The sequence below is a fragment of the Nocardia sp. NPDC060255 genome (assembly GCF_042727395.1).
Classification (GTDB): domain Bacteria; phylum Actinomycetota; class Actinomycetes; order Mycobacteriales; family Mycobacteriaceae; genus Nocardia.
Map to the genome: position 1 here is coordinate 58582 of NZ_JBHXAU010000024.1, position 18277 is coordinate 76858.

23 protein-coding genes are annotated in these 18277 nt (G+C 65.7%); 14 read left to right on the forward strand and 9 right to left on the reverse strand.

Going from position 1 to position 18277, the window contains the following annotated elements:
• Positions 1 to 3: 3 nt before the first annotated feature.
• The gene (locus tag ACFWF1_RS33775) at positions 4 to 2469 is read right to left on the reverse strand and encodes a phosphoketolase (protein WP_379282395.1); all 2466 of its coding nucleotides are present in this window, start codon (positions 2467 to 2469) and stop codon (positions 4 to 6) included.
• 110 nt (positions 2470 to 2579) lie between these two features.
• Here ACFWF1_RS33775 and ACFWF1_RS33780 point away from each other — a divergent pair, with 110 nt between their 5' ends.
• The 7 genes from ACFWF1_RS33780 (at position 2580) to ACFWF1_RS33810 (ending at position 8945) form a co-directional block, all read left to right on the forward strand.
• Entirely contained in the window at positions 2580 to 3155 is a 576-nt protein-coding gene (locus ACFWF1_RS33780; protein WP_379282396.1) for an FKBP-type peptidyl-prolyl cis-trans isomerase, read from the forward strand.
• Positions 3156 to 3324: 169 nt separating this feature from the next.
• On the forward strand, positions 3325 to 4740 hold the full coding sequence (gene tig / locus ACFWF1_RS33785; RefSeq protein ID WP_379282397.1) for a trigger factor: 1416 nt from the start codon (positions 3325 to 3327) through the stop codon (positions 4738 to 4740).
• A 194-nt stretch (positions 4741 to 4934) separates the two neighbouring features.
• On the forward strand, positions 4935 to 5525 hold the full coding sequence (locus tag ACFWF1_RS33790) for an ATP-dependent Clp protease proteolytic subunit (RefSeq protein ID WP_379282399.1): 591 nt from the start codon (positions 4935 to 4937) through the stop codon (positions 5523 to 5525).
• Positions 5526 to 5592: 67 nt separating this feature from the next.
• On the forward strand, positions 5593 to 6264 hold the full coding sequence (locus tag ACFWF1_RS33795) for an ATP-dependent Clp protease proteolytic subunit (RefSeq protein WP_364727875.1): 672 nt from the start codon (positions 5593 to 5595) through the stop codon (positions 6262 to 6264).
• 448 nt (positions 6265 to 6712) lie between these two features.
• Positions 6713 to 7993: an ATP-dependent Clp protease ATP-binding subunit ClpX gene (gene clpX / locus ACFWF1_RS33800; protein WP_150403131.1), complete on the forward strand. Its 1281-nt coding sequence runs from the start codon at positions 6713 to 6715 to the stop codon at positions 7991 to 7993.
• A gap of 302 nt (positions 7994 to 8295) precedes the next feature.
• Positions 8296 to 8634 (forward strand): STAS domain-containing protein, encoded by a 339-nt coding sequence (locus ACFWF1_RS33805; RefSeq protein WP_379282400.1) that lies wholly within the window; start codon positions 8296 to 8298, stop codon positions 8632 to 8634.
• A 35-nt stretch (positions 8635 to 8669) separates the two neighbouring features.
• On the forward strand, positions 8670 to 8945 hold the full coding sequence (locus ACFWF1_RS33810) for a ribosomal protein L7/L12 (protein ID WP_379282402.1): 276 nt from the start codon (positions 8670 to 8672) through the stop codon (positions 8943 to 8945).
• Positions 8946 to 8949: 4 nt separating this feature from the next.
• Here the strand turns inward: ACFWF1_RS33810 and ACFWF1_RS33815 are convergent, their stop codons facing one another.
• Positions 8950 to 9402 carry an Lrp/AsnC family transcriptional regulator gene (locus tag ACFWF1_RS33815; protein WP_379282403.1) on the reverse strand — a complete coding sequence of 151 codons (453 nt, stop codon included), beginning with the start codon at positions 9400 to 9402 and terminating at the stop codon, positions 8950 to 8952.
• 110 nt (positions 9403 to 9512) lie between these two features.
• On the opposite strand from ACFWF1_RS33815, the gene ACFWF1_RS33820 reads away from it, so the two are divergent.
• Positions 9513 to 10130, forward strand: a complete 618-nt coding sequence (locus ACFWF1_RS33820) for a LysE family translocator (protein ID WP_379282405.1) — start codon at positions 9513 to 9515, stop codon at positions 10128 to 10130.
• A gap of 271 nt (positions 10131 to 10401) precedes the next feature.
• On the opposite strand, the gene ACFWF1_RS33825 is transcribed toward ACFWF1_RS33820, so the two are convergent.
• On the reverse strand, positions 10402 to 10917 hold the full coding sequence (locus tag ACFWF1_RS33825) for a hypothetical protein (RefSeq protein ID WP_379282407.1): 516 nt from the start codon (positions 10915 to 10917) through the stop codon (positions 10402 to 10404).
• A 347-nt stretch (positions 10918 to 11264) separates the two neighbouring features.
• On the opposite strand from ACFWF1_RS33825, the gene ACFWF1_RS33830 reads away from it, so the two are divergent.
• The 3 genes from ACFWF1_RS33830 to ACFWF1_RS33840 are packed head-to-tail and all read left to right on the forward strand — an operon-like array spanning position 11265 to position 11961.
• Entirely contained in the window at positions 11265 to 11459 is a 195-nt protein-coding gene (locus ACFWF1_RS33830) for a hypothetical protein (RefSeq protein WP_379282408.1), read from the forward strand.
• 28 nt (positions 11460 to 11487) lie between these two features.
• Positions 11488 to 11808, forward strand: a complete 321-nt coding sequence (locus ACFWF1_RS33835; RefSeq protein WP_379282409.1) for a hypothetical protein — start codon at positions 11488 to 11490, stop codon at positions 11806 to 11808.
• 18 nt (positions 11809 to 11826) lie between these two features.
• The gene (locus tag ACFWF1_RS33840) at positions 11827 to 11961 is read left to right on the forward strand and encodes a hypothetical protein (protein WP_379282410.1); all 135 of its coding nucleotides are present in this window, start codon (positions 11827 to 11829) and stop codon (positions 11959 to 11961) included.
• 422 nt (positions 11962 to 12383) lie between these two features.
• Here the strand turns inward: ACFWF1_RS33840 and ACFWF1_RS33845 are convergent, their stop codons facing one another.
• Complete coding sequence (locus tag ACFWF1_RS33845) at positions 12384 to 12908, reverse strand: TetR/AcrR family transcriptional regulator (protein WP_379282412.1); 525 nt, start codon at positions 12906 to 12908, stop codon at positions 12384 to 12386.
• Between ACFWF1_RS33845 and ACFWF1_RS33850 the strand changes: the two genes are divergently transcribed.
• Positions 12889 to 13803, forward strand: a complete 915-nt coding sequence (locus tag ACFWF1_RS33850; RefSeq protein WP_379282413.1) for an SDR family oxidoreductase — start codon at positions 12889 to 12891, stop codon at positions 13801 to 13803. The two genes, ACFWF1_RS33845 and ACFWF1_RS33850, sit on opposite strands and share 20 nt — an antisense overlap.
• A gap of 20 nt (positions 13804 to 13823) precedes the next feature.
• Here ACFWF1_RS33850 and ACFWF1_RS33855 read toward each other — a convergent pair whose 3' ends face one another.
• The 4 genes from ACFWF1_RS33855 to ACFWF1_RS33870 form a co-directional block, all read right to left on the reverse strand.
• A complete protein-coding gene (locus ACFWF1_RS33855) occupies positions 13824 to 14657 on the reverse strand; it encodes an aminoglycoside adenylyltransferase domain-containing protein (RefSeq protein ID WP_379282414.1) in 834 nt (277 codons plus the stop codon).
• 131 nt (positions 14658 to 14788) lie between these two features.
• Positions 14789 to 15157 carry a peptidase inhibitor family I36 protein gene (locus ACFWF1_RS33860; RefSeq protein ID WP_379282415.1) on the reverse strand — a complete coding sequence of 123 codons (369 nt, stop codon included), beginning with the start codon at positions 15155 to 15157 and terminating at the stop codon, positions 14789 to 14791.
• Between the two features lie 88 nt (positions 15158 to 15245).
• Positions 15246 to 15458, reverse strand: a complete 213-nt coding sequence (locus ACFWF1_RS33865; protein ID WP_379282417.1) for a DUF397 domain-containing protein — start codon at positions 15456 to 15458, stop codon at positions 15246 to 15248.
• Positions 15455 to 16339, reverse strand: coding sequence for a helix-turn-helix domain-containing protein (locus ACFWF1_RS33870; protein ID WP_379282418.1), 885 nt, complete (start codon positions 16337 to 16339; stop codon positions 15455 to 15457). Before ACFWF1_RS33870 ends, ACFWF1_RS33865 begins: the two co-directional genes overlap by 4 nt.
• Positions 16340 to 16586: 247 nt before the next feature.
• Between ACFWF1_RS33870 and ACFWF1_RS33875 the strand changes: the two genes are divergently transcribed.
• Together ACFWF1_RS33875 and ACFWF1_RS33880 are read left to right on the forward strand one after the other, a co-directional pair.
• On the forward strand, positions 16587 to 17048 hold the full coding sequence (locus ACFWF1_RS33875) for a DNA-directed RNA polymerase subunit beta (RefSeq protein ID WP_379282419.1): 462 nt from the start codon (positions 16587 to 16589) through the stop codon (positions 17046 to 17048).
• Between the two features lie 56 nt (positions 17049 to 17104).
• Entirely contained in the window at positions 17105 to 17488 is a 384-nt protein-coding gene (locus ACFWF1_RS33880) for a DUF4254 domain-containing protein (protein ID WP_379282420.1), read from the forward strand.
• A gap of 7 nt (positions 17489 to 17495) precedes the next feature.
• Here the strand turns inward: ACFWF1_RS33880 and ACFWF1_RS33885 are convergent, their stop codons facing one another.
• Positions 17496 to 18275, reverse strand: coding sequence for an ESX secretion-associated protein EspG (locus ACFWF1_RS33885; protein ID WP_379282421.1), 780 nt, complete (start codon positions 18273 to 18275; stop codon positions 17496 to 17498).
• Positions 18276 to 18277: the final 2 nt, after the last annotated feature.

Genomic DNA, 18277 nt, shown 5'->3' on the forward strand with positions numbered 1-18277 from the left:
CGCTCATGCGGTCGGGTACGGCCAAGTCCAGTCGGCGACCCCGGGGATGTCCTCGCCGTGCTCGCGCGTCCAGGCCCGCGCCTCCCACCGCGCGTCCACCATTTCCTGCCGCAGCCCGGCGGCCCGCTCGCCCAGGCTCGGCACCCGATCGATGACATCCATCACCAGGTGATACCGATCCAGATCGTTGAGCATCACCATGTCGAACGGCGTGGTCGTGGTGCCGCGCTCCTGATACCCACGCACATGCAGCCCGTCATGGTTGGCCCGCCGATAGGTGAGCCGGTGCACCAGCCACGGATAACCGTGGAACGCGAAGATCACCGGCCGGTCATGGGTGAACAACGTGTCGAACTCGCTGTCGGGCAACCCATGTGGATGATCCTCCTGCGGTTGCAGCCGCGTCAGATCGACCACATTGACCACCCGAACCCGCAATGCGGGCAGCCGATCACGCAGAATCGCCGCCGCCGCAAGGGTTTCCAGCGTCGGCACGTCACCGGCACAGGCCAGCACCACATCCGGAATCGTGCCGAGCTCGTCGTTGTGACCGGCCCAATCCCAGATACCGATGCCGCGCGCACAATGCTCGGCCGCCTCGTTCACCGAAAGCCAGTCCGCCTGCGGCTGTTTGCCCGCCACCACCACGTTGACGTAGTGCCGCGAACGCAGACAGTGGTCGTAGGTGGACAACAGGGTGTTGGCGTCCGGCGGCAGATAGACCCGCACGATCGAAGCCTTCTTGTTGAGCACCACATCGAGAAAGCCGGGATCCTGATGGGTGAACCCGTTGTGGTCCTGCCGCCAAACATGCGACGAGAGCAGGTAATTGAGGCTAGCGATGGGCCGCCGCCACGGCACTCCCGCACTGGCGTCGAGCCACTTGGCGTGCTGATTGAACATCGCGTCGACGATGTGGATGAACGCCTCGTAGCAGGTGAACACCCCGTGCCTGCCGGTGAGCAGATACCCCTCCAGCAGCCCCTGGCACATGTGCTCGGACAACACCTCGATCACCCGCCCGGTGCGGTCGAGATGCTCGTCGTACTCATCGATTTCGGCCTGCCAGTTGCGACCGGTCACCTCGAGGATGTCCTGCAGCCGGTTGCTGGCCAGCTCGTCCGGCGCGAAGGTGATGAAGTTGTCCGGGTTGTTCCGGGTGACCTCGCGCAACCACCCGCCGAGCACCCGCGTCGCCTCGTGCTGCGACCCGCCGGGCGTCGCCACCTCGACCCCGAACTCCCGCCAGTCCGGCAGGTTCAGATCGCGAACGAGCTTGCCGCCGTTGGCAATCGGATTGGCACTCATTCGCTGATCGCCCTCGGGCACCTGGTCCAGCAGCTCCGAAACCGGCCTGCCCGACTCGTCGAACAACTCCTCCGGCCGATACGATCGCAGCCACTGCTCCAGCACCGCCCGGTGACCGGCGTCGGTCCGCGCGGCGGGCAACGGCACCTGATGCGCCCGGAACGTGCCCTCGACCTGCTCGCCGTCCACCATCGGCGGACAGGTCCACCCCTTCGGCGTGCGCAACACGATCATCGGCCAGATCGGCCGCACCCCATCGGTGCCACCGCGCGCGGCCCGCTGAATCTGCGCGATGCGCTCCATACAGGTATCCACCGCGACGGCCATCGCCTGATGCACCTCGGTCGGATCGCTGCCCGCCACGATGATCGGCTCATACCCGTACCCGCGCAGCAGCGAAATCAGCTCCGCCTCCGGAATGCGCGCGAGGATGGTCGGATTCGCGATCTTGTACTGGTTCAGCGCGAGGATCGGCAGCACCGCGCCGTCGCGCGCCGGATTGAGGAACTTGTTGGCATGCCAGCTGGTGGCCAGCGGACCGGTCTCCGCCTCGCCGTCGCCGATCACGCAGAACACCGTGAGGTCCGGGTGGTCCAGCGCCGCACCGAACGCATGCATCAGCGAATAGCCGAGCTCGCCACCCTCGTGAAACGAGCCGGGCGTTTCCGGCGCGCAGTGGCTCGGCACCCCACCTGGGAAGGAGAACTGCGCGAAGAACGTACCCATCCCCGCCGCGTCCTGCGGAATATGGCTGTACAGCTCGGAATACGTGCCCTCCAGCCAGCCGCACGCGTTCGGCCCCGGCCCGCCGTGCCCCGGCCCGGCCACGAAGACCGCACTGAGCCCGCGCTGCCGAATCGCCCGATTGGCATGCACCCACACCAGATTCAATCCGGGCACGGTGCCGAAGTGACCGAGCAGCCGCGGCTTGATGTGTTCGGCCCGCAGTGGCTCGCGTAGCAGCGGATTCGCCATCAGATAGATCTGCCCGACGGCGAGGTAGTTCGCGGCCCGCCACCAGGCGTCGATCGAGGTCAGTTGGTCGCGGTCCAGCGGTCCCGCGAGGTCGGTCAATCGATAGGGCTGCGGGGCGACGGTCTGGCCGCCCGCGCCACCGACATTGTCGGCCGAGGTATCACTACCCGTACTCGGGTTCGTCATGCGCCGACTCTCCTCGTCCTAGGGGGAGAATTCCAGTGCCAGCGTAACGGCAGTTCGACGCGCGAAGGGCGACTGGGACGTTCGCCGCCGCGATGGTCTAGGTTCGCCGCATGCAGACACTCGGCAGGATCATCGGGATCGGCGCCATGGCCGCGGCAGCGTGCACTCTGGTCGCCTGTGGCTCGGACGACAAGGCATCGTCCACTCCTTCCTCTTCCTCCGCCCCGAAGGCCAGCGCGCAAGCGCAGGGCGGCCCGACGGTGAGCAAGGGCCGGGAATGCACGGCGGAGGACATCAAGGTGAGCGGCGACTTCGGCACCGCCCCGAAGATCACCCTCCCCGACAACTGCGACCCGCCCAAGAAGCTCATCACCAAGGACCTCATCCAGGGCACCGGCCCCGGCGCCGCCTCGGGGCAGGCACTCACCATGAACTACGCACTGATCACTTGGTCCAACGGCCAGAAGAAGGACAGCTCCTTCGATCGCGGCACCCCGTTCCAGCTCACGCTCGGTGGCGGACAGGTCATTCCGGGCTGGGACCAGGGACTTATCGGCGTGCAGCAGGGCGCGCGCCGCCTGCTCATCGTGCCGCCGGACCTCGGCTACGGCGCCGGCGGCCGCAGCGGCATCGCGCCGAACGAGACGCTGGTCTTCGTGACCGACGCGGTGTCGGTCGGCAAGTAGCGCCCGAAAACCGGCCGAGTGCAGCCCGCCCCGGCCGGTCAACTAACCTGGTCGGGATGCGTACGCCGCGTCCCTCGCCAGCCCGGCGGGTGCCGGGGTCCCGGTAGAAGTCCGGGACGACGGGGGATCGCGTCTCAACCAGAACAGACGACGAACAAGGAGCATGTCCGTGAAGAGCACCGTCGAGCAGCTGAGCCCGACCCGGGTCCGGATCAATGTCGAGGTGCCCTTCGAGGAACTGAAGCCGGACTTCGATCGCGCGTACAAGGCACTCGCCAAGCAGGTCAAGATCCCCGGCTTCCGTCCGGGCAAGGCGCCGGCCAAGCTGCTCGAGGCCCGCCTCGGCCGCGGCGCGGTGCTGGAGCAGGTCGTCAACGACGTGCTGCCCGGCCGCTACAGCGAGGCCGTCACCGCGGCCGACGTGAAGGTCATCGGTCAGCCCGAGATCGAGATCACCAAGATCGAAGACGGCGAAGAGCTCGCGTTCACCGCCGAGGTCGACGTGCGTCCCGAGCTCACGCTGCCGGACTACGAGACCCTCGCGGTCACCGTCGACGCCTTCACCATCGGCGACGAGGACATCGACGAGCAGCTGCAGTCGCTGCGTCAGCGTTTCGGCACCCTCACCGGTGTGGAGCGCGCGGTGCAGGACGGCGACTTCGTGTCGATCGACCTGTCGGCCACCGTCGACGGCGAGGACGTCCCCGAGGCGGCCACCACCGGCCTGTCCCACGAGGTCGGCTCCGGCCAGCTCATCGAGGGCCTGGACGAGGCGCTGATCGGCCTGTCCGCCGGCGAGTCCAAGGAGTTCACCTCGACCCTGGTCGCCGGTGAGCACGCGGGCAAGGAAGCCGTCATCAAGGTCACCGTGCAGTCCGTCAAGGAGCGCGAGCTGCCCGAGGCCGACGACGACTTCGCCCAGCTGGCAAGCGAATTCGACACCCTCGAAGAGCTGAAGACCGACCTGCGCAGCCGGGTCGAGCGCAGCAAGAAGGTGGAGCAGGCCGGCCAGATCCGGGACAAGGTGCTGGAGACCCTGCTCGAGCAGGTCGAGGTGCCGCTGCCCGAGGCGGTTGTGCAGGCCGAGATCGACGCCGTCACCCACGACGCCGTGCACGGCTTCGACCACGACGAGGCCAAGCTGGCCGAGGCGCTGGAGGCCCAGGGCTCCAGCCGTGAAGAGTTCGACAAGGACGCCAAGGAGTCCGCCGAGAAGTCGGTGCGCACCCAGCTGCTGCTGGACGCCATCGCCGAGGCGGAGAACACCCAGGTCGGCCAAGACGAGCTCACCGAGCGGATCCTGTTCCAGTCGCAGCGCTACGGCCTGGCACCGGAGCAGTTCATCCAGCAGGTGCAGCAGGCGGGCCAGCTCGGCGCGATCTTCGCCGACGTCCGGCGCGGCAAGGCCCTCGCGGGCGTGGTCGGCAAGGTGCAGGTGACAGACTCCGAGGGCAACGCGGTGGACACCGCCGAAATGTTCGGTGCCCCAGATGATTCTGTCGAGGCCGCCGACGACGTCGACGTGATCACCGACGTCGCCGCCGAGGACGAGTCGACCGAGACCGCCGCGGCGAAGGCCGAATGAGTTCTATGAAATGCCAGCGTGACAAGCGGCTGCGAGCTGCGCTGATTGCGCTGTGAGCGAAGTAGGGCGGTACCGGGAGTTCGGTGCCGCCCTGCTTCGTTAATGTTTGTGACAACGAACCAGAGATGGCCGTCGGCCAACGAGCCGGTAAGAAAAGGCAGGTATCCGTGACAGTCAATCAGGCAGGGGTCGTTATGGCATCCGCGACTGCTGGTCTCAACCTCAGCGATTCGGTCTACGAGCGACTGCTCAGTAATCGCATCATCTTCCTCGGCACCCAGGTCGACGACGACATCGCGAACAAGCTCTGCGCGCAGATCCTGCTTCTTACGGCTGAGGATCCGACCAAGGACATCGCGCTCTACATCAACTCGCCCGGTGGCTCGGTCACCGCTGGTATGGCCATCTACGACACCATGCAGTTCGCCGAGTGCGATATCGCCACGTTCGGCATGGGCTTGGCCGCGTCGATGGGTCAGTTCCTGCTCACCGCGGGCACCAAGGGCAAGCGCTTCGCCCTGCCGCACGCGCGGATCATGATGCACCAGCCGTCGGCGGGTATCGGTGGTTCGGCCGCCGACATCGCGATCATGGCCGAGCAGTTCGCGCACACCAAGCGTGAGCTCAACGAGCTGCAGGCGCTGCACACCGGCAAGTCCGTGGAGCAGGTCGCCGCCGACGCCGACCGCGACCGCTGGTTCACCGCCAAGCAGGCGCTGGAGTACGGCTTCATCGATCGAGTGATCAGCCACGCGAACCAGACCAACGGCGTCGCCGACAACTAGGCGCCATCCGGACTCTTTGTCCGTTCAGCGCATCCGCGGCTTACACACACAGACTTTGGAGACGAAGATGGCCAACCAGTTTGACCCACGCGCAGCGCTCGGCGGTATGGCACCGCAGGGCGCCGAGTCGCGCTATATTCTGCCGTCGTTCATCGAGCACTCGAGCTTCGGCGTCAAGGAGTCCAACCCGTACAACAAGCTGTTCGAGGAGCGCATCATCTTCCTCGGCGTGCAGGTGGACGACGCCTCGGCGAACGATGTCATGGCGCAGCTGCTGGTGCTCGAGTCGCTCGATCCCGACCGCGACATCACCATGTACATCAATTCGCCGGGTGGCTCATTTACGTCACTGATGGCCATCTACGACACCATGCAGTACGTGCGCGCCGATGTTGCGACCGTCTGCCTCGGCCAGGCCGCCTCGGCCGCGGCCGTGCTGCTGGCCGCCGGTACCCCCGGCAAGCGCGCCTGCCTGCCCAACGCTCGCGTGCTGATCCACCAGCCTTCGCTGGAGGGTGGCATCCAGGGTCAGGTGTCGGACCTGGAGATCCAGGCCGCCGAGATCGAGCGGATGCGTCGCCTGATGGAGACCACGCTGGCCTACCACACCGGCAAGGACGCGGACCAGATCCGCAAGGACACCGACCGCGACAAGATCCTGACGGCCGCCGAGGCCAAGGAGTACGGGATCATCGACCAGGTGTTCGACTACCGCAAGCTCAGCGCGCAGAAGAAGTGATCGAACGGGGCGAATCGCCGATTCCGGCGGAGATTTGCTCGTAAGTTGCTTTGCCCCAGGGAATTCCGGCCGGGAAGTGTGCCTAGTGGCATGCTGCCCGGCCGGACTGCTCCAGTGCGACGGCTGGCCCGGAAACGCTGCGGTCACCGGCCACGATGAAACAAGCGGCCGGAGCACGAAAAGGCTGCTGAACGGATACAACGCGCTCCGGTGCCGTGAGAACTCGCACAACCCGGCGGAGAAACATGCTCGAGTTGTCGACCTCCATCGCACACACCAGGTACGGTCAACCTAGGGACCTTTGCTCCCGGTTGACAGCACTGCCTCACCCACCGGAACCGGTCGATGCGTTTGCGACCACGGCCGGTGGCGCTGACAAGTAACGCGGCAGATAGCTGGCAACCTGGACGGACGGTTGCACGCGGACAAGGAAGTAGGGACCCACGAGATGGCGCGCATCGGAGATGGCGGCGATCTGCTCAAGTGCTCGTTCTGCGGAAAGAGCCAGAAGCAGGTCAAGAAGCTCATTGCGGGACCAGGGGTGTACATCTGCGACGAGTGCATCGATCTATGCAACGAGATCATCGAGGAAGAACTCGCCGAGTCCAGCGAGGTCAAGCTCGATGAGCTGCCCAAGCCCGCGGAGATCCGGGACTTCCTGGAGAACTACGTGATCGGGCAGGACACCGCCAAGCGCACTCTCGCGGTGGCCGTTTACAACCATTACAAGCGCATTCAGGCCGGCGACAAGGGCCGCGACAGCCGCGGCGAGGTCGTCGAGCTGACCAAGTCGAACATCCTCATGCTCGGCCCCACCGGCTGCGGCAAGACCTACCTGGCGCAGACGCTGGCCAAGATGCTCAACGTCCCGTTCGCCATCGCCGACGCGACCGCGCTGACCGAGGCCGGGTACGTCGGTGAGGACGTCGAGAACATCCTGCTGAAGCTGATTCAGGCCGCCGATTACGACGTGAAGCGCGCCGAGACCGGCATCATCTACATCGACGAGGTCGACAAGATCGCCCGCAAGAGCGAGAACCCGTCGATCACCCGCGACGTCTCCGGCGAGGGCGTGCAGCAGGCGCTGCTGAAGATCCTGGAGGGCACCCAGGCGAGTGTGCCGCCGCAGGGCGGACGCAAGCACCCGCACCAGGAGTTCATCCAGATCGACACCACCAACGTGCTGTTCATCGTCGCGGGCGCGTTCGCGGGCCTGGAGCGGATCGTCTCCGAGCGGACCGGCCACCGCGGCATCGGCTTCGGCTCCGAGGTGCGGTCCAAGTCCGAGATCGACACCGCCGATCACTTCGCCGAGGTGATGCCGGAGGATCTGATCAAGTTCGGCCTGATCCCCGAGTTCATCGGCCGCCTCCCGGTCGTCGCCTCGGTGACCAACCTGGACAAGGAATCGTTGGTCAAGATCCTCTCCGAGCCGAAGAACGCGCTGGTCAAGCAGTACGTCCGGCTGTTCGAGATGGACGGGGTCGACCTCGAGTTCACCACCGACGCGCTGGAAGCGATCGCCGATCAGGCGATCCTGCGCGGCACCGGTGCGCGTGGCCTGCGCGCCATCATGGAGGAAGTGCTGCTGCCGGTGATGTACGACATCCCCAGCCGCGACGACGTCGCCAAGGTGGTCGTCGATTCCGATACCGTCACCGAGAACGTGCTGCCGACCATCGTGCCCCGCAAGGCGCAGCGGACGGAACGCCGGGAGAAGTCGGCGTAACCACGACAGACCTAGGAGAAGCCACCGCGCAACCGCGGTGGCTTTTTCTTTGTGTAGAGACCCCGTGTTCGGGGTACCCGGTATTCAGGGTTGAGGAGACAGCCTAGTTCTGGAGCTCATGTGTGGCCCAGGGCGCAACGCATTGCCGGCAACGAACGCCAATTGCCGTGCGCGACAGGACTGAGATCCTCATGTCGACCATTCTTGCTTCCTCAGCGTTTTCCACGTCGAGACCGATCGCGAGCCGAGGTGCGGCACCGAGTCGAGCGACGTTGCCGAATCGAGCCGCGCCGGAAGCTCGATTGAGCATCTCCCTCACCGCCCCCAGCGACACCGTTACCCTCTGCGCCCTCGCGGGCGAGGTGGACTACTACACCGCCGACCAGTTCAAGACCCAGCTGATCGGCTCATTGAACACCGCCGGAGCGCTGGTGGTCGTCGACCTGTCCCAGGTGACGTTCTTCGGCGTCGCCGGCCTGCACGTGCTGATCGAGGCGCGTGATTGGGCTGGGCATACCGGCCGCCGGATCCGGCTGGTCACCGGCCCGCGCTGTGTCGACCGGCTGTTGGAGCTGGCGGGTGACGTCGCCGCCTTCGACACCGCCGCCAACCTCGTCGACGCGTTGCTCGACGCCGCGTAGTTTCCAGTGGCGGTGGCGGTCACTACGATTCGAGCATGTTTGCCCGCTACCGCCTCGAGCGCAAGGTCGATGCGCTGAACTACAAAGTCGACCTGATCCTCCAGCATCTGGGGATCGAGAACCTGCCTGCTGTCCCCGCCGAGCCGATCCGGGCCGTGCCGACTGCCGCACACCCCGGGTTCAGTTGGGCCGAGATCGACACGCTCTTGCTGCACGACAAGAAGATTCAGGCGATCAAGCTTTATCGCGAGCTGACCGGCGCCGGTCTCAAGGAGGCCAAGGATGCTGTCGAAAGTCGCCAGCGGTACTGATCGCTCACAGCGGCACCGGACGTTCCAGCACCACATGCTTCATCACCAGCGTCGACGTCAAGTGCTGAACCCCGGGTAGCGTGGCCAGCTTCTCGTCGTAAAGCTGTTGGAACGCAGGCAGATCCGCTGCGACGACGCGCAGCAGGAAATCCGGGTCGCCGAACAGGCGCTGCGCCTGCAACACCTGCGGTATCTCCGCGACGGCCTGCTCGAACGCGGCCACGGTGGTGCGATCCTCCTGCCGCATCGTCACGAAGACCAGCGCCTCGAACGTCAGCCCGACGGCCGCGGCGTCGACCAGCGCGCGGTAGCCGCGGATCACGCCGGACTTCTCCAATTCCCGCAGCCGACGGTGGCATGGCGACAGGCTCAGCCGGACTCGGGCGGCGAGCTCGGTGATCGTCAAACGCCCGTTCTGCTGTAGCTCGGCAAGAATCTTCCGGTCAACGCGATCCATGGGGGAGATCCTTCCATATATGGCCGCCCAGCTGCGAAAACTTGGAATCACCTCCTTGATCAACTCGCCTATCCTTCCTTCGGGTATTCGTTCGAAGGGAGCAGGTCGGCATGGCTGTCGGGTACATCGCGGCGTTCTGGACCGTGTCGGTGCTGCTGATCCTCGTCCCCGGCGCGGACTGGGCGTACGCGATCGCCGCTGGCCTGCGCGAGCGATCGGTGGTGCCTGCCGTCGGGGGACTGCTCCTGGGGTATGTCGCGTTGACCGCGGTGGTCGCGGCCGGCGTCGCGGCGGTGGTCGACCGGAATCCCGTTGTGCTGACCGCACTTACCGTGTTCGGCGGGCTGTATCTGATGTGGCTCGGCGGCACGACACTGGCCTCGTCGAGCGCTCCCGCCGCCATGCCCGCGGAGACGAGCCCCGCCCGGTGGGGCGCCAGCGTGCTGCGTGGCATCGGCATCAGCGGACTGAACCCCAAGGCCATCCTGCTCTTCCTGGCTCTGCTCCCGCAGTTCACCGACCGCACCGGCTCCTGGCCGCTCGCCGCCCAGATCGGCACCCTCGGCCTGATCCACACCCTGAGCTGCGCCGCGATCTACCTGTGCGTCGGTGTCCTGGCCCGCACGGTCCTGCGCGCCCGCCCCACCGCCGCCCGCATCGTCACCCGCGTCTCCGGCGTCGCCATGATCATCATCGGCACGTTGCTGCTGGTGGAACGTCTGGTGTGAGGGTCCAACAGGCGGCGGAGATTTATCGGTAGATCACTGGTAACGAATCGCTACGGCACGACGATGTACCTGTCGTGGAGTTCCTTTTGGTCGCCATCGCTGCTGCATACATCGCAGTCACCGACTTCGTTGGTGGAGTGGCGGGCGCCCTCGGGTCCTCCGGTAGGTAGCTAGACCGGTTCGCGGGTGAACACCTGCAGGCATCCGCGGACCGTGCAATCTCCACTGCCCCAAGGTTGACCTCGAACATCAACCTTGGGGCAGTTCCTGTCTACCGGTCGATGTCCCCGGCGATCAGCCCCTCGACCTCCGCACACATCCCCGCGAACCACACGGTCACCGACGGGTAGGTGGGTGACGCGACGAACCCGTCGCTGCTGCCGAACCACACCGGCGGATCGGGTTCTGCTACTTGCGAACCGTCGACCACCTCGTAGAACCAGCCCTCGTCCAGCTCCAGCACGGACAGCACCAGCAGGTGTCGCGGATCGGTCAGCGAGCTGTCGTACTCGGCGAAGTTCTCCGCCCGCTTCCGGTCCTCGGGATAGATCGCGCGAACACCGAGTCGCCGGCGACCCGAACCCCCCACGGATTCGTAGCGGCCCAACTCACGACCCATCAGGCGCAGCACCTCACGCACCGACTCCGGCACCGCGGCCACCCGCTGGGCCTGCGCCATCGCGTCGATCTCGGCATCGTCCGCGCCCACCACCGTGCCCGGATCGAATCCGCGGCCAACCGAATCCGCGAAAAGTGCCCTGATCTGCGCTGCTGCATCTCGTGACATGACGATCAATCTAGTGCGCATGCTCGCCGTCGCCGGGCGACACGACCGTCCGGATCGAGTCGGGCTCGAGCACCTCCGACCGTCGGTTCAGCGTCCTGATCGCGACCAGTTCATTGCGGCCCGCGCCGGCGAACTCCGCTTGCCGAGGTTCGACCGCGCCGCCGGCGTTGAATCCGCCGAACGCCCGCCGAGCTGCTCGCGAACGCTGCGAACAGCACCGGAAGATGCCGCACCGAGGTCGTTGACCGAGCCGACTCGGTTCAGGGACAACACAATTCGGGTCGTGCGAGGCCAATCACCACCGGCTACGTTCAGGGCCTCACCGTCCAACGTATGAGGAGTTTCAGATGTTCGCACTGCGTGGAATTGTCGTCGGCGCCCTGATCGCCGCCGCGACCCTGGTCGGCGGCGGGGCCGCCATGGCCGACACCATTCCGCTCGAATCGTTCACCCCGGTGCCGACCGAGTCCGTCGCCGGGGGACTGTGCGACGCCAACCCTCTGATCGGCCTGTGGTGCTTGATCGCGAGCCCGTCGGCGTAAGTGTCGTCGCACGAACGATACTGAGGTGATGTCGACGGAACCGGTGCAGACCAGAGCTCGAGCGCTCTGGGAAGGCTTGGCCGCGGTGCCGGTTTCGTTCTCATCGGCGACCGGCCTGAGCGTGGTGGTCTCGCCGAAGGCGCTGATGTGTCCGCCGGGATGGGCGGGTGTCATTGCGCTGCAAGGGCAAGCGATCGTGACCGCTCCCAGTCTCGTTGCCGCAGAGACGATTCGCGCCGCCGCACTGGCGGCTGATGAGCTTGTCGACCCCGAATTGCTCGGCAGGGCATTGCCACTGGCGGAGGTGCTCGGCCCAGCCGCGTCGGCCTATGTGGATCAGGGCGACTAACGGCCTGCGCCAGGTTCATTGACACTAGCGGCGCTGCCCGTCGAACATCCTGAGCTACACCACGTCGAGACGCTGGCAGGCGATCACGACGCGGAGGAAAGCGGCCTGGACGAGATCACGTCGCCCGCGTTTGTCGTCCGGGACGGCGAGTGATCGCTGCCGCCGGTTACGGACCTCGTCGAGTCGAACCGCCCATCTCGGTGCCGATCGCACCGGGTAGCCAAGTAACCCGGAGAGCCAGCCCCAACAACCCCCCTCATGTCCGCCACCACCCGGTGCCACTCGATAACCGAGCGCAGGAATCGCCCCCACCTTGCTCAACCGCGAGCGACATACACCGACAGCCCGGTGGCACCAACCCCCATCCACAAAGTTTCCACGCACGCTCGGGCATCACCACGCACACGTAGCAGCACTTGACGTACGAAGCGTGCTCTTGATGCACGTTGCAACATGCGTCAAGAGCACGCTTCGTACGTCAAGTCGGCGTAGCGGGCTGGACCTGCGGGGCGGGGCAACGCGTTAGGTTTCCGCGAGTTCGGCACCCAGCTCAGCGTCCGATTGGACCAGCTGAGCTAAGTCGTTTCGATAGCGTTCGCGACCATCTGGACGAGGGTGTCGATGACGTCGTCGGCTGTGGTGTGCCATTTGTCGGCGGCGAGGTAGCCGCTGAGTTCCATGCCTGCGATGCCGTGGGCGCCGTAGTGGCGGGAGTTCTGTTCTCCCACAACGGCGGCGACGATGTTGCGGAACTCCTCCTGGGTTCGTTCGGCCGCGCGGATGGCCGGTGTTGGGTCGCCTGCTGGTTCGCTGCACATTACGCGGTACAGGTGGGGCTGGTCGCGGCCGACGCTGATGAGGGTGTGTAGGGCGGCACGCAGCTTCTCGACGGGGGACCGGTCCTGGTCGATTCGCAGGGCGTGTACCTGGTCGCCGATTCGTTCCCAGCTCTCGGTGGCGATGGTGGTCAGCAGGGTGTCCTTGTCGGCGAAGTGCCGGTATGGCGCGCCGCGGGTGACACCTGCGCGTGCGCCCACCTCGCGCAGGGTGACGGCTTCGGGGCCGCCGAGGTCGAGGAGGGTGGCGGCCGCGTCGAGCAAGGCGCGGCGGGTGCTGATCGTGGTTACCGGAGCGTCGACGGGAATGGGTGCGTCGGCCGCTCGGGAACTGGCTCGTCAGGGTTTCCACGTCCTGGCGGGTGTGCGCCGAGACCGGGACGCGGACGCCATTCGAGCGGCCGGAGTCGAGCCGGTCATCCTCGATATCACCGAGCCCGAGCAGGTGGCGGCACTCGCCGCGCGGGCCGCCGACGACCCCCGCGCCCTGCATGCGGTCGTCAATAATGCGGGCATCCAGGTGAACGCGCCGGTCGAAGCCCTGCCGATGGCGCAGTGGCGGAACGTGTTCGAGGTCAACCTGTTCGGTCATATCGCTGTCACCCAGGCGCTGCTACCCGCGTTGTTGCGCAGCAAGGGGCGGGTGATCAACATCAGCTCGGTGGGCGGCAAGGTCGCGATGGCCACCTACGGTGCGTACGCGGGCACGAAGTTCGCGATGGAGGCGGTCAGCGACTCGCTGCGCCGGGAGGTCGCGCCGTTGGGCGTGCAGGTGGTGGTCATCGAGCCAGGCGGCGTCCGCACCGAGATGGCTGTGCGCGGGATCGAGACGGCGAACAGTCTTGCCACCGGGATGACGCCGGAGCAGGACAAGCGCTACGGCGAGTTGGTCCGGGCGAACTACAGATTCATGGACGCGGGCACTTCCTCGGGCGTGACCGCCGACGCCGCCGCGCGGGTCATCGCGAAGGCTGTGACGGCTCGCAGGCCGCACACCCGCTACACCATCGGTCGGGATGCCGCCATGGTCACCCGCCTGACCCGGATACTGTCCGACCGCACACTCGATCGCGTTCTTGCCGCCAACCTGCGCCGCCACTATCCGAAGTCGGATCAACCCCGATCGGTCGCACATACCGGTAAGGCGCTGCGTGCCTGAAGGTTTCGAGGTCCGTCGGGTCACTCGACGTGCGGTGTCCCGGGCCGGCTTTGGAAGATGCTGTGAGCATCGGCGATCGCCAGGTGGCCGAAGGCGAGGATGTCGCGTCGGCGGGCGAGGCGGTTTCGATAGAGCGATCGGCGAGAGTCGTTGCGCCGCAAGCGCAGTGCCTCGTCGACGATGCGGTGCCAGCGGCGGGGGAACGATTGCAGGGCGTGGCGGCCCGCGCCCTCTTTCGAGGTGATGTCGCCGGTGGCGATGGTGTAGTGCAGGCGGGCGATGCCGGTGACGGTCCAGGCGGTGGCGTAATCGGTGAGCAGGAAAAGTCCGTCTTTGCTGAGTAGCTGAGCTGCGCGAGTCAGTCCGGCGGCCCAGTACTCATCGAGGTTGGTGTTCTGCCAGGCGGCCAATGTATCGGGATCGGTCCAGATGTCGACGTCGGCGGCGGACGGTCCGCGCAGGGTGACGCCATGCGCGGCGAGGGTGTGCCAGGTGACCGGATTGTGCTGGCTGCCACCGAGTTTCGTCAATCGTCCACTGTTGCTGAACGGCTGTTCGCCCGTGGCACGCGGGCCCTCCGCAAGGTCGTTCCAGGTCAGGTAGATCCCGTCGAAGAACGGGTGACGGCTCCGTTCACGAAGCGCCGCGTGCACTCGCTCGAGCGCGTCGAGCTCGGCGGTGTCGGGCGGTGTCGCGGTGACCGCGACGAAATCGATGTCGCTGGTATGTGGGCGGAAATCGTTGAGTGCCAACGACCCTTCCAGATACAGACCTTCGATCAGACCGGGAGCTTCGGCATCGGCCGAGGCCAGATAGAACTCGACGGTGTCATCGACGACTGCGGGAAGCGACATGAATCCGATTCTGCCGGAATCAGTTCCGATCTGGGGGCGGGCTTCATGATCAACGGCACAGGGTGGCAGCACCGGTCGAGAGCGGCCCGCCACCCTGTGCCGTTGATCATGAGATGAACTGACGCGGGTGGCTAGCTCGGTTTGAAGGAGCGGATCTGAAAGTTGCCCTGCAGGTTGCCACCCGCACGGGCCGCGGTGGCTCCAGCCCGGTGCCTGTAAGCGGTCTGCGTGAAGTACTGCACGCCGTGCGAGGTTCCATTCCACACCGAGCGAACGTTCTGTCCCCGCTGGATGAAGGCGCAGTCGTCGGCGGTGTTGCCCTTCGCCGAATCCGCCCACTGACAACGGGTTCCGCCACCGTTCACGTCGCTGTAGATGCAGAAGTGTCCGGGAGGGCAGGGATAGGCGGCGTTCGCTGGTGCCGCAGTGAGGGCGGGTAACGCGCTGAAGCCGGTGAGGAGAGCGAGCGAGGTGAGGACGAGCGAGCGAACACGGCGCATGGCAGAACTCCTTGACTCGTCGGGCGGTCCGGAGCGCGAGCGAGAAAGACGGCGGTCAACCTAACGGGGTGTCCAGGGGTCGCCGCGTTCAGGACTGCGGGCGGTTGAACTCTCCAGTGATCACTCCGGCGGTGAAGGTGTCCCACTCATTCGGGGTGAAGACCAGTGCGGAACCGTTGGGGTTCTTGGAGTCTCGGACTCCGACTAGTCCGTTGGTGAGGAACGCGACCTCTACGCAGTCGCCGTCGGGGTTGCTGAGGCTGCTCTTGAACCATTCAGCGCCAGTTAGGTCGACGGTCACGCTAGATACTCCCTTGCTACCTGCCGGAACAGATTCCTGCTGGCCGTGGCATCCAACGCTGCCTGACTGATGCCCTCGTACAACTCATCGTAGCGGCTGACGTCGTCCGGCTTTTCGAGGTAAAGGTTGCCGATCGAGCTTCCTTCGATGAAGACCACTGTCGGCTCCACCTGCTCTCCGGTGGCTGTCACTCCGAAGTCCAGGATCACGAACGGGCCGGTGTATGCCCCCACTGGGAACCCAGCGCGGAAGGGAAGCACCTGGATGGTGACATTCGGCCGCGTGCTGATGTCGGCCAGCCATTTGAGCTGTGCGGCCATCGTTCTCGGGCTGCCGGAGATGCGGTGCAGCGCTGCCTCGCCGATCACGGCCTTGACCGTGGTGGGGTTGGTCTTGCGGGTAACTATGTTCTGCCGTTGCATCTTCAGTTGGATCCACCGGTCATGCTCCGCCGCAGCTGCTTCCGGAAAACGAAGCTCCGCCAGAGCACGCAGGTAGTCGGGGGTCTGGAACTGGCCGGGTACCAGTTCTGGATGGTAAGAGCGCAACTCGACCGCTGCCGATTCGAGGCCCACGAAGACATCGAAGTCCTTCGGTATGAGGTCGCCGTATTCGTGCCACCAACTCTTGACGCCCGCTTGCCGGGCCAGCCCGATGAACGCCTCGACCAGTTCGCTCGGCACTCCGTACAGGTCACACGCGGCCTGAATATCCCGCGCCTTGATCCGGCTGTTCTGCCCTCGCTCCAGGCGTTGCAGACTGCTCGAGCCCATCTCCAGTAGCTCGGCCGCCTTTTGCTGACTCATCCCCGCACGACTACGCCATTCCGTCAGATACCGGCCGAGTTGCCGTCGCGGCAGGGTAGATCCGGTTTCCGGCATGAAGTCCTCCCCACTTCGGGCGGGCCGCTCGACCCGCATCGGGTAGATCATGGCAACTGCCGCGGGAGGTTTGCTGGGAATTCGGGAGACTTCATTCGGGCCGCCCGAAGCCGCACACATCACCACCCTGACAGGTGTTTTGTTGACGTGCGCCCGGTGAAGCGGCTAGAGAGTCCACCGCAAACCTAGCAGCTTCGTTATCCGCCGGGCGCACCCTTGAACCGGCGATGCGAGTCGAGGCTTTCTCATGGACAACCTGATGTTCACCGACACACCAGCTTCGCGCTGCACCTACTATCGGCGCACCTGCGGTCTACCTGCGGGCATCCACCCCGAGGTCGGCCGAATCATCGTGCGGACAGGCAGAGTGGGCGCGATCACCATGCCTGCCTCGCTCGGCCAATGCGTCCGCGACGACCTGCTGCACAACCGGATCACCCTCGGCCCCATCATTTCCCACCTGAGGTCCAGACGCTGGACCTTTCTCTGCCGCCCCGACCTGCCGACCGACATGAGCCGGTTCCCGGAACTGCTGCGCCGCAACGTCACCGTCGTGCCGACTGGCGCCGAGATCGCCTTGCCCGCACCTATCGACACCCGCACCGGCCAACGTCACTGGATAGTCGCTCCGCGCGACACCTTCCGCCCCTCCGGCCTGATCCTGCTCACCGCAGTGCATTCCTGCATCACGAGAGGGCCCCGGTGTTGACCGACCCGCTGCCACCGAAACATGAACTGCTGCAGGCCTGTCGGGGAGAGTTGGCGGTGGACCACCCACTGCTGCGCCTCGCTCGCGAGCTGACCGACCTGCACGAGCAGCGGCTGTGCGCGGCCAGAGACACCATCGCCGACCGCAGGTATATCGATGACATCGACTCGCGGCGTACAGGTTTGGTACGTGACATCAACCGCTGGATCACTCTGCAACTGCCACCTTCGCACGGCGCCGCGCACATCCACACCGAAACCCTCGGTGCCGTAATCGACCGCCTCGCCCAATTCACCGCTTGCGCATTCGCGGCTTTGGCCAGCGCGTCGCCATGGGAGCTAGGCGACGCTTGGGAACAGCTCGCCGAATTAGCCGTCGGCTACGACGATTTGGCCACCGAAGTGTGTGCTGGGCGCAGGCGCCTGCCCGGCGGACCGTAGTGCTCCCTCACCACGTCGCTTTGTTCTGCTCGTTTTCCATGCGGTAGTAGCGGCGGGTGAGGTCGAGGAGCCGGGCTATTTCGTTGGTCATCGACGTGGGGCTCATGGGGGTGGCGACGATCGGGTCGCCGGACTTGATGTAGTAGCGGCCGTCGTCGGCATAGTCGGTCCAGAGAAAGCCGCGGCCGTCGTTGGTCGGCCTGGAATCTATTGCAGGGCCAGGGAACACGGTGATCTCACCGACGGCGGTGCGATCGCGTTTGAACATACGATTGAGTTGATCGTTGATGCTGACTTCGTTCGCGCGGCGGCTGTAGCGTTGCCGGTCGGCGGCGATCTCGTCTCTACGGAAACTGACAGCAGGCTGGGTACCCGCCTGCGCTTTCGGCAGCGCGGCCACCGCCGCGGCGGCCACCTCGTTCGGCGCGCACAAGCCCATGATCACGTCGCCACCCGTGTCCTCGGCCGTGCCGGGCAACTGGATGAGGGTGGCGCCGGAACCATTTCGGACCGCGCCGTGGAATCGGAACACCGCGGCGAGACCTGAGCCACCGAAACCCTTGGATTCGACACGGGTTTCAGGCTCCAGCAACGTCGACAAGGCGAGTTCGAGATTCTCCGAATACTGGGGGAGCAGTGCCTGCACCGCCGACTCCCGTTGCCGCACCAGATCGTCCCAGTCAACCGCGGTGGTCGGGCGGAAGGCCAGCGGATACGGCAGGCGGTCGCGCCCGTACGCCGACCAGAGGATGTCGAACTCCTGGCCGGTGAATCGCCAACTGCGCACGC

Bases quoted from the DNA above. Each gene is read 5' to 3' on its own strand.
- ACFWF1_RS33775 (WP_379282395.1), bottom strand. From the start codon at position 2,469: ATGACGAACCCGAGTACGGGTAGTGATACCTCGGCCGACAATGTCGGT.
- ACFWF1_RS33780 (WP_379282396.1), top strand. From the start codon at position 2,580: ATGCAGACACTCGGCAGGATCATCGGGATCGGCGCCATGGCCGCGGCA.
- ACFWF1_RS33790 (WP_379282399.1), top strand. From the start codon at position 4,935: ATGGCATCCGCGACTGCTGGTCTCAACCTCAGCGATTCGGTCTACGAG.
- ACFWF1_RS33795 (WP_364727875.1), top strand. From the start codon at position 5,593: ATGGCCAACCAGTTTGACCCACGCGCAGCGCTCGGCGGTATGGCACCG.
- clpX (WP_150403131.1), top strand. From the start codon at position 6,713: ATGGCGCGCATCGGAGATGGCGGCGATCTGCTCAAGTGCTCGTTCTGC.
- ACFWF1_RS33810 (WP_379282402.1), top strand. From the start codon at position 8,670: ATGTTTGCCCGCTACCGCCTCGAGCGCAAGGTCGATGCGCTGAACTAC.
- ACFWF1_RS33815 (WP_379282403.1), bottom strand. From the start codon at position 9,402: ATGGATCGCGTTGACCGGAAGATTCTTGCCGAGCTACAGCAGAACGGG.
- ACFWF1_RS33820 (WP_379282405.1), top strand. From the start codon at position 9,513: ATGGCTGTCGGGTACATCGCGGCGTTCTGGACCGTGTCGGTGCTGCTG.
- ACFWF1_RS33825 (WP_379282407.1), bottom strand. From the start codon at position 10,917: ATGTCACGAGATGCAGCAGCGCAGATCAGGGCACTTTTCGCGGATTCG.
- ACFWF1_RS33830 (WP_379282408.1), top strand. From the start codon at position 11,265: ATGTTCGCACTGCGTGGAATTGTCGTCGGCGCCCTGATCGCCGCCGCG.
- ACFWF1_RS33835 (WP_379282409.1), top strand. From the start codon at position 11,488: ATGTCGACGGAACCGGTGCAGACCAGAGCTCGAGCGCTCTGGGAAGGC.
- ACFWF1_RS33855 (WP_379282414.1), bottom strand. From the start codon at position 14,657: ATGTCGCTTCCCGCAGTCGTCGATGACACCGTCGAGTTCTATCTGGCC.
- ACFWF1_RS33860 (WP_379282415.1), bottom strand. From the start codon at position 15,157: ATGCGCCGTGTTCGCTCGCTCGTCCTCACCTCGCTCGCTCTCCTCACC.
- ACFWF1_RS33870 (WP_379282418.1), bottom strand. From the start codon at position 16,339: ATGCCGGAAACCGGATCTACCCTGCCGCGACGGCAACTCGGCCGGTAT.
- ACFWF1_RS33875 (WP_379282419.1), top strand. From the start codon at position 16,587: ATGGACAACCTGATGTTCACCGACACACCAGCTTCGCGCTGCACCTAC.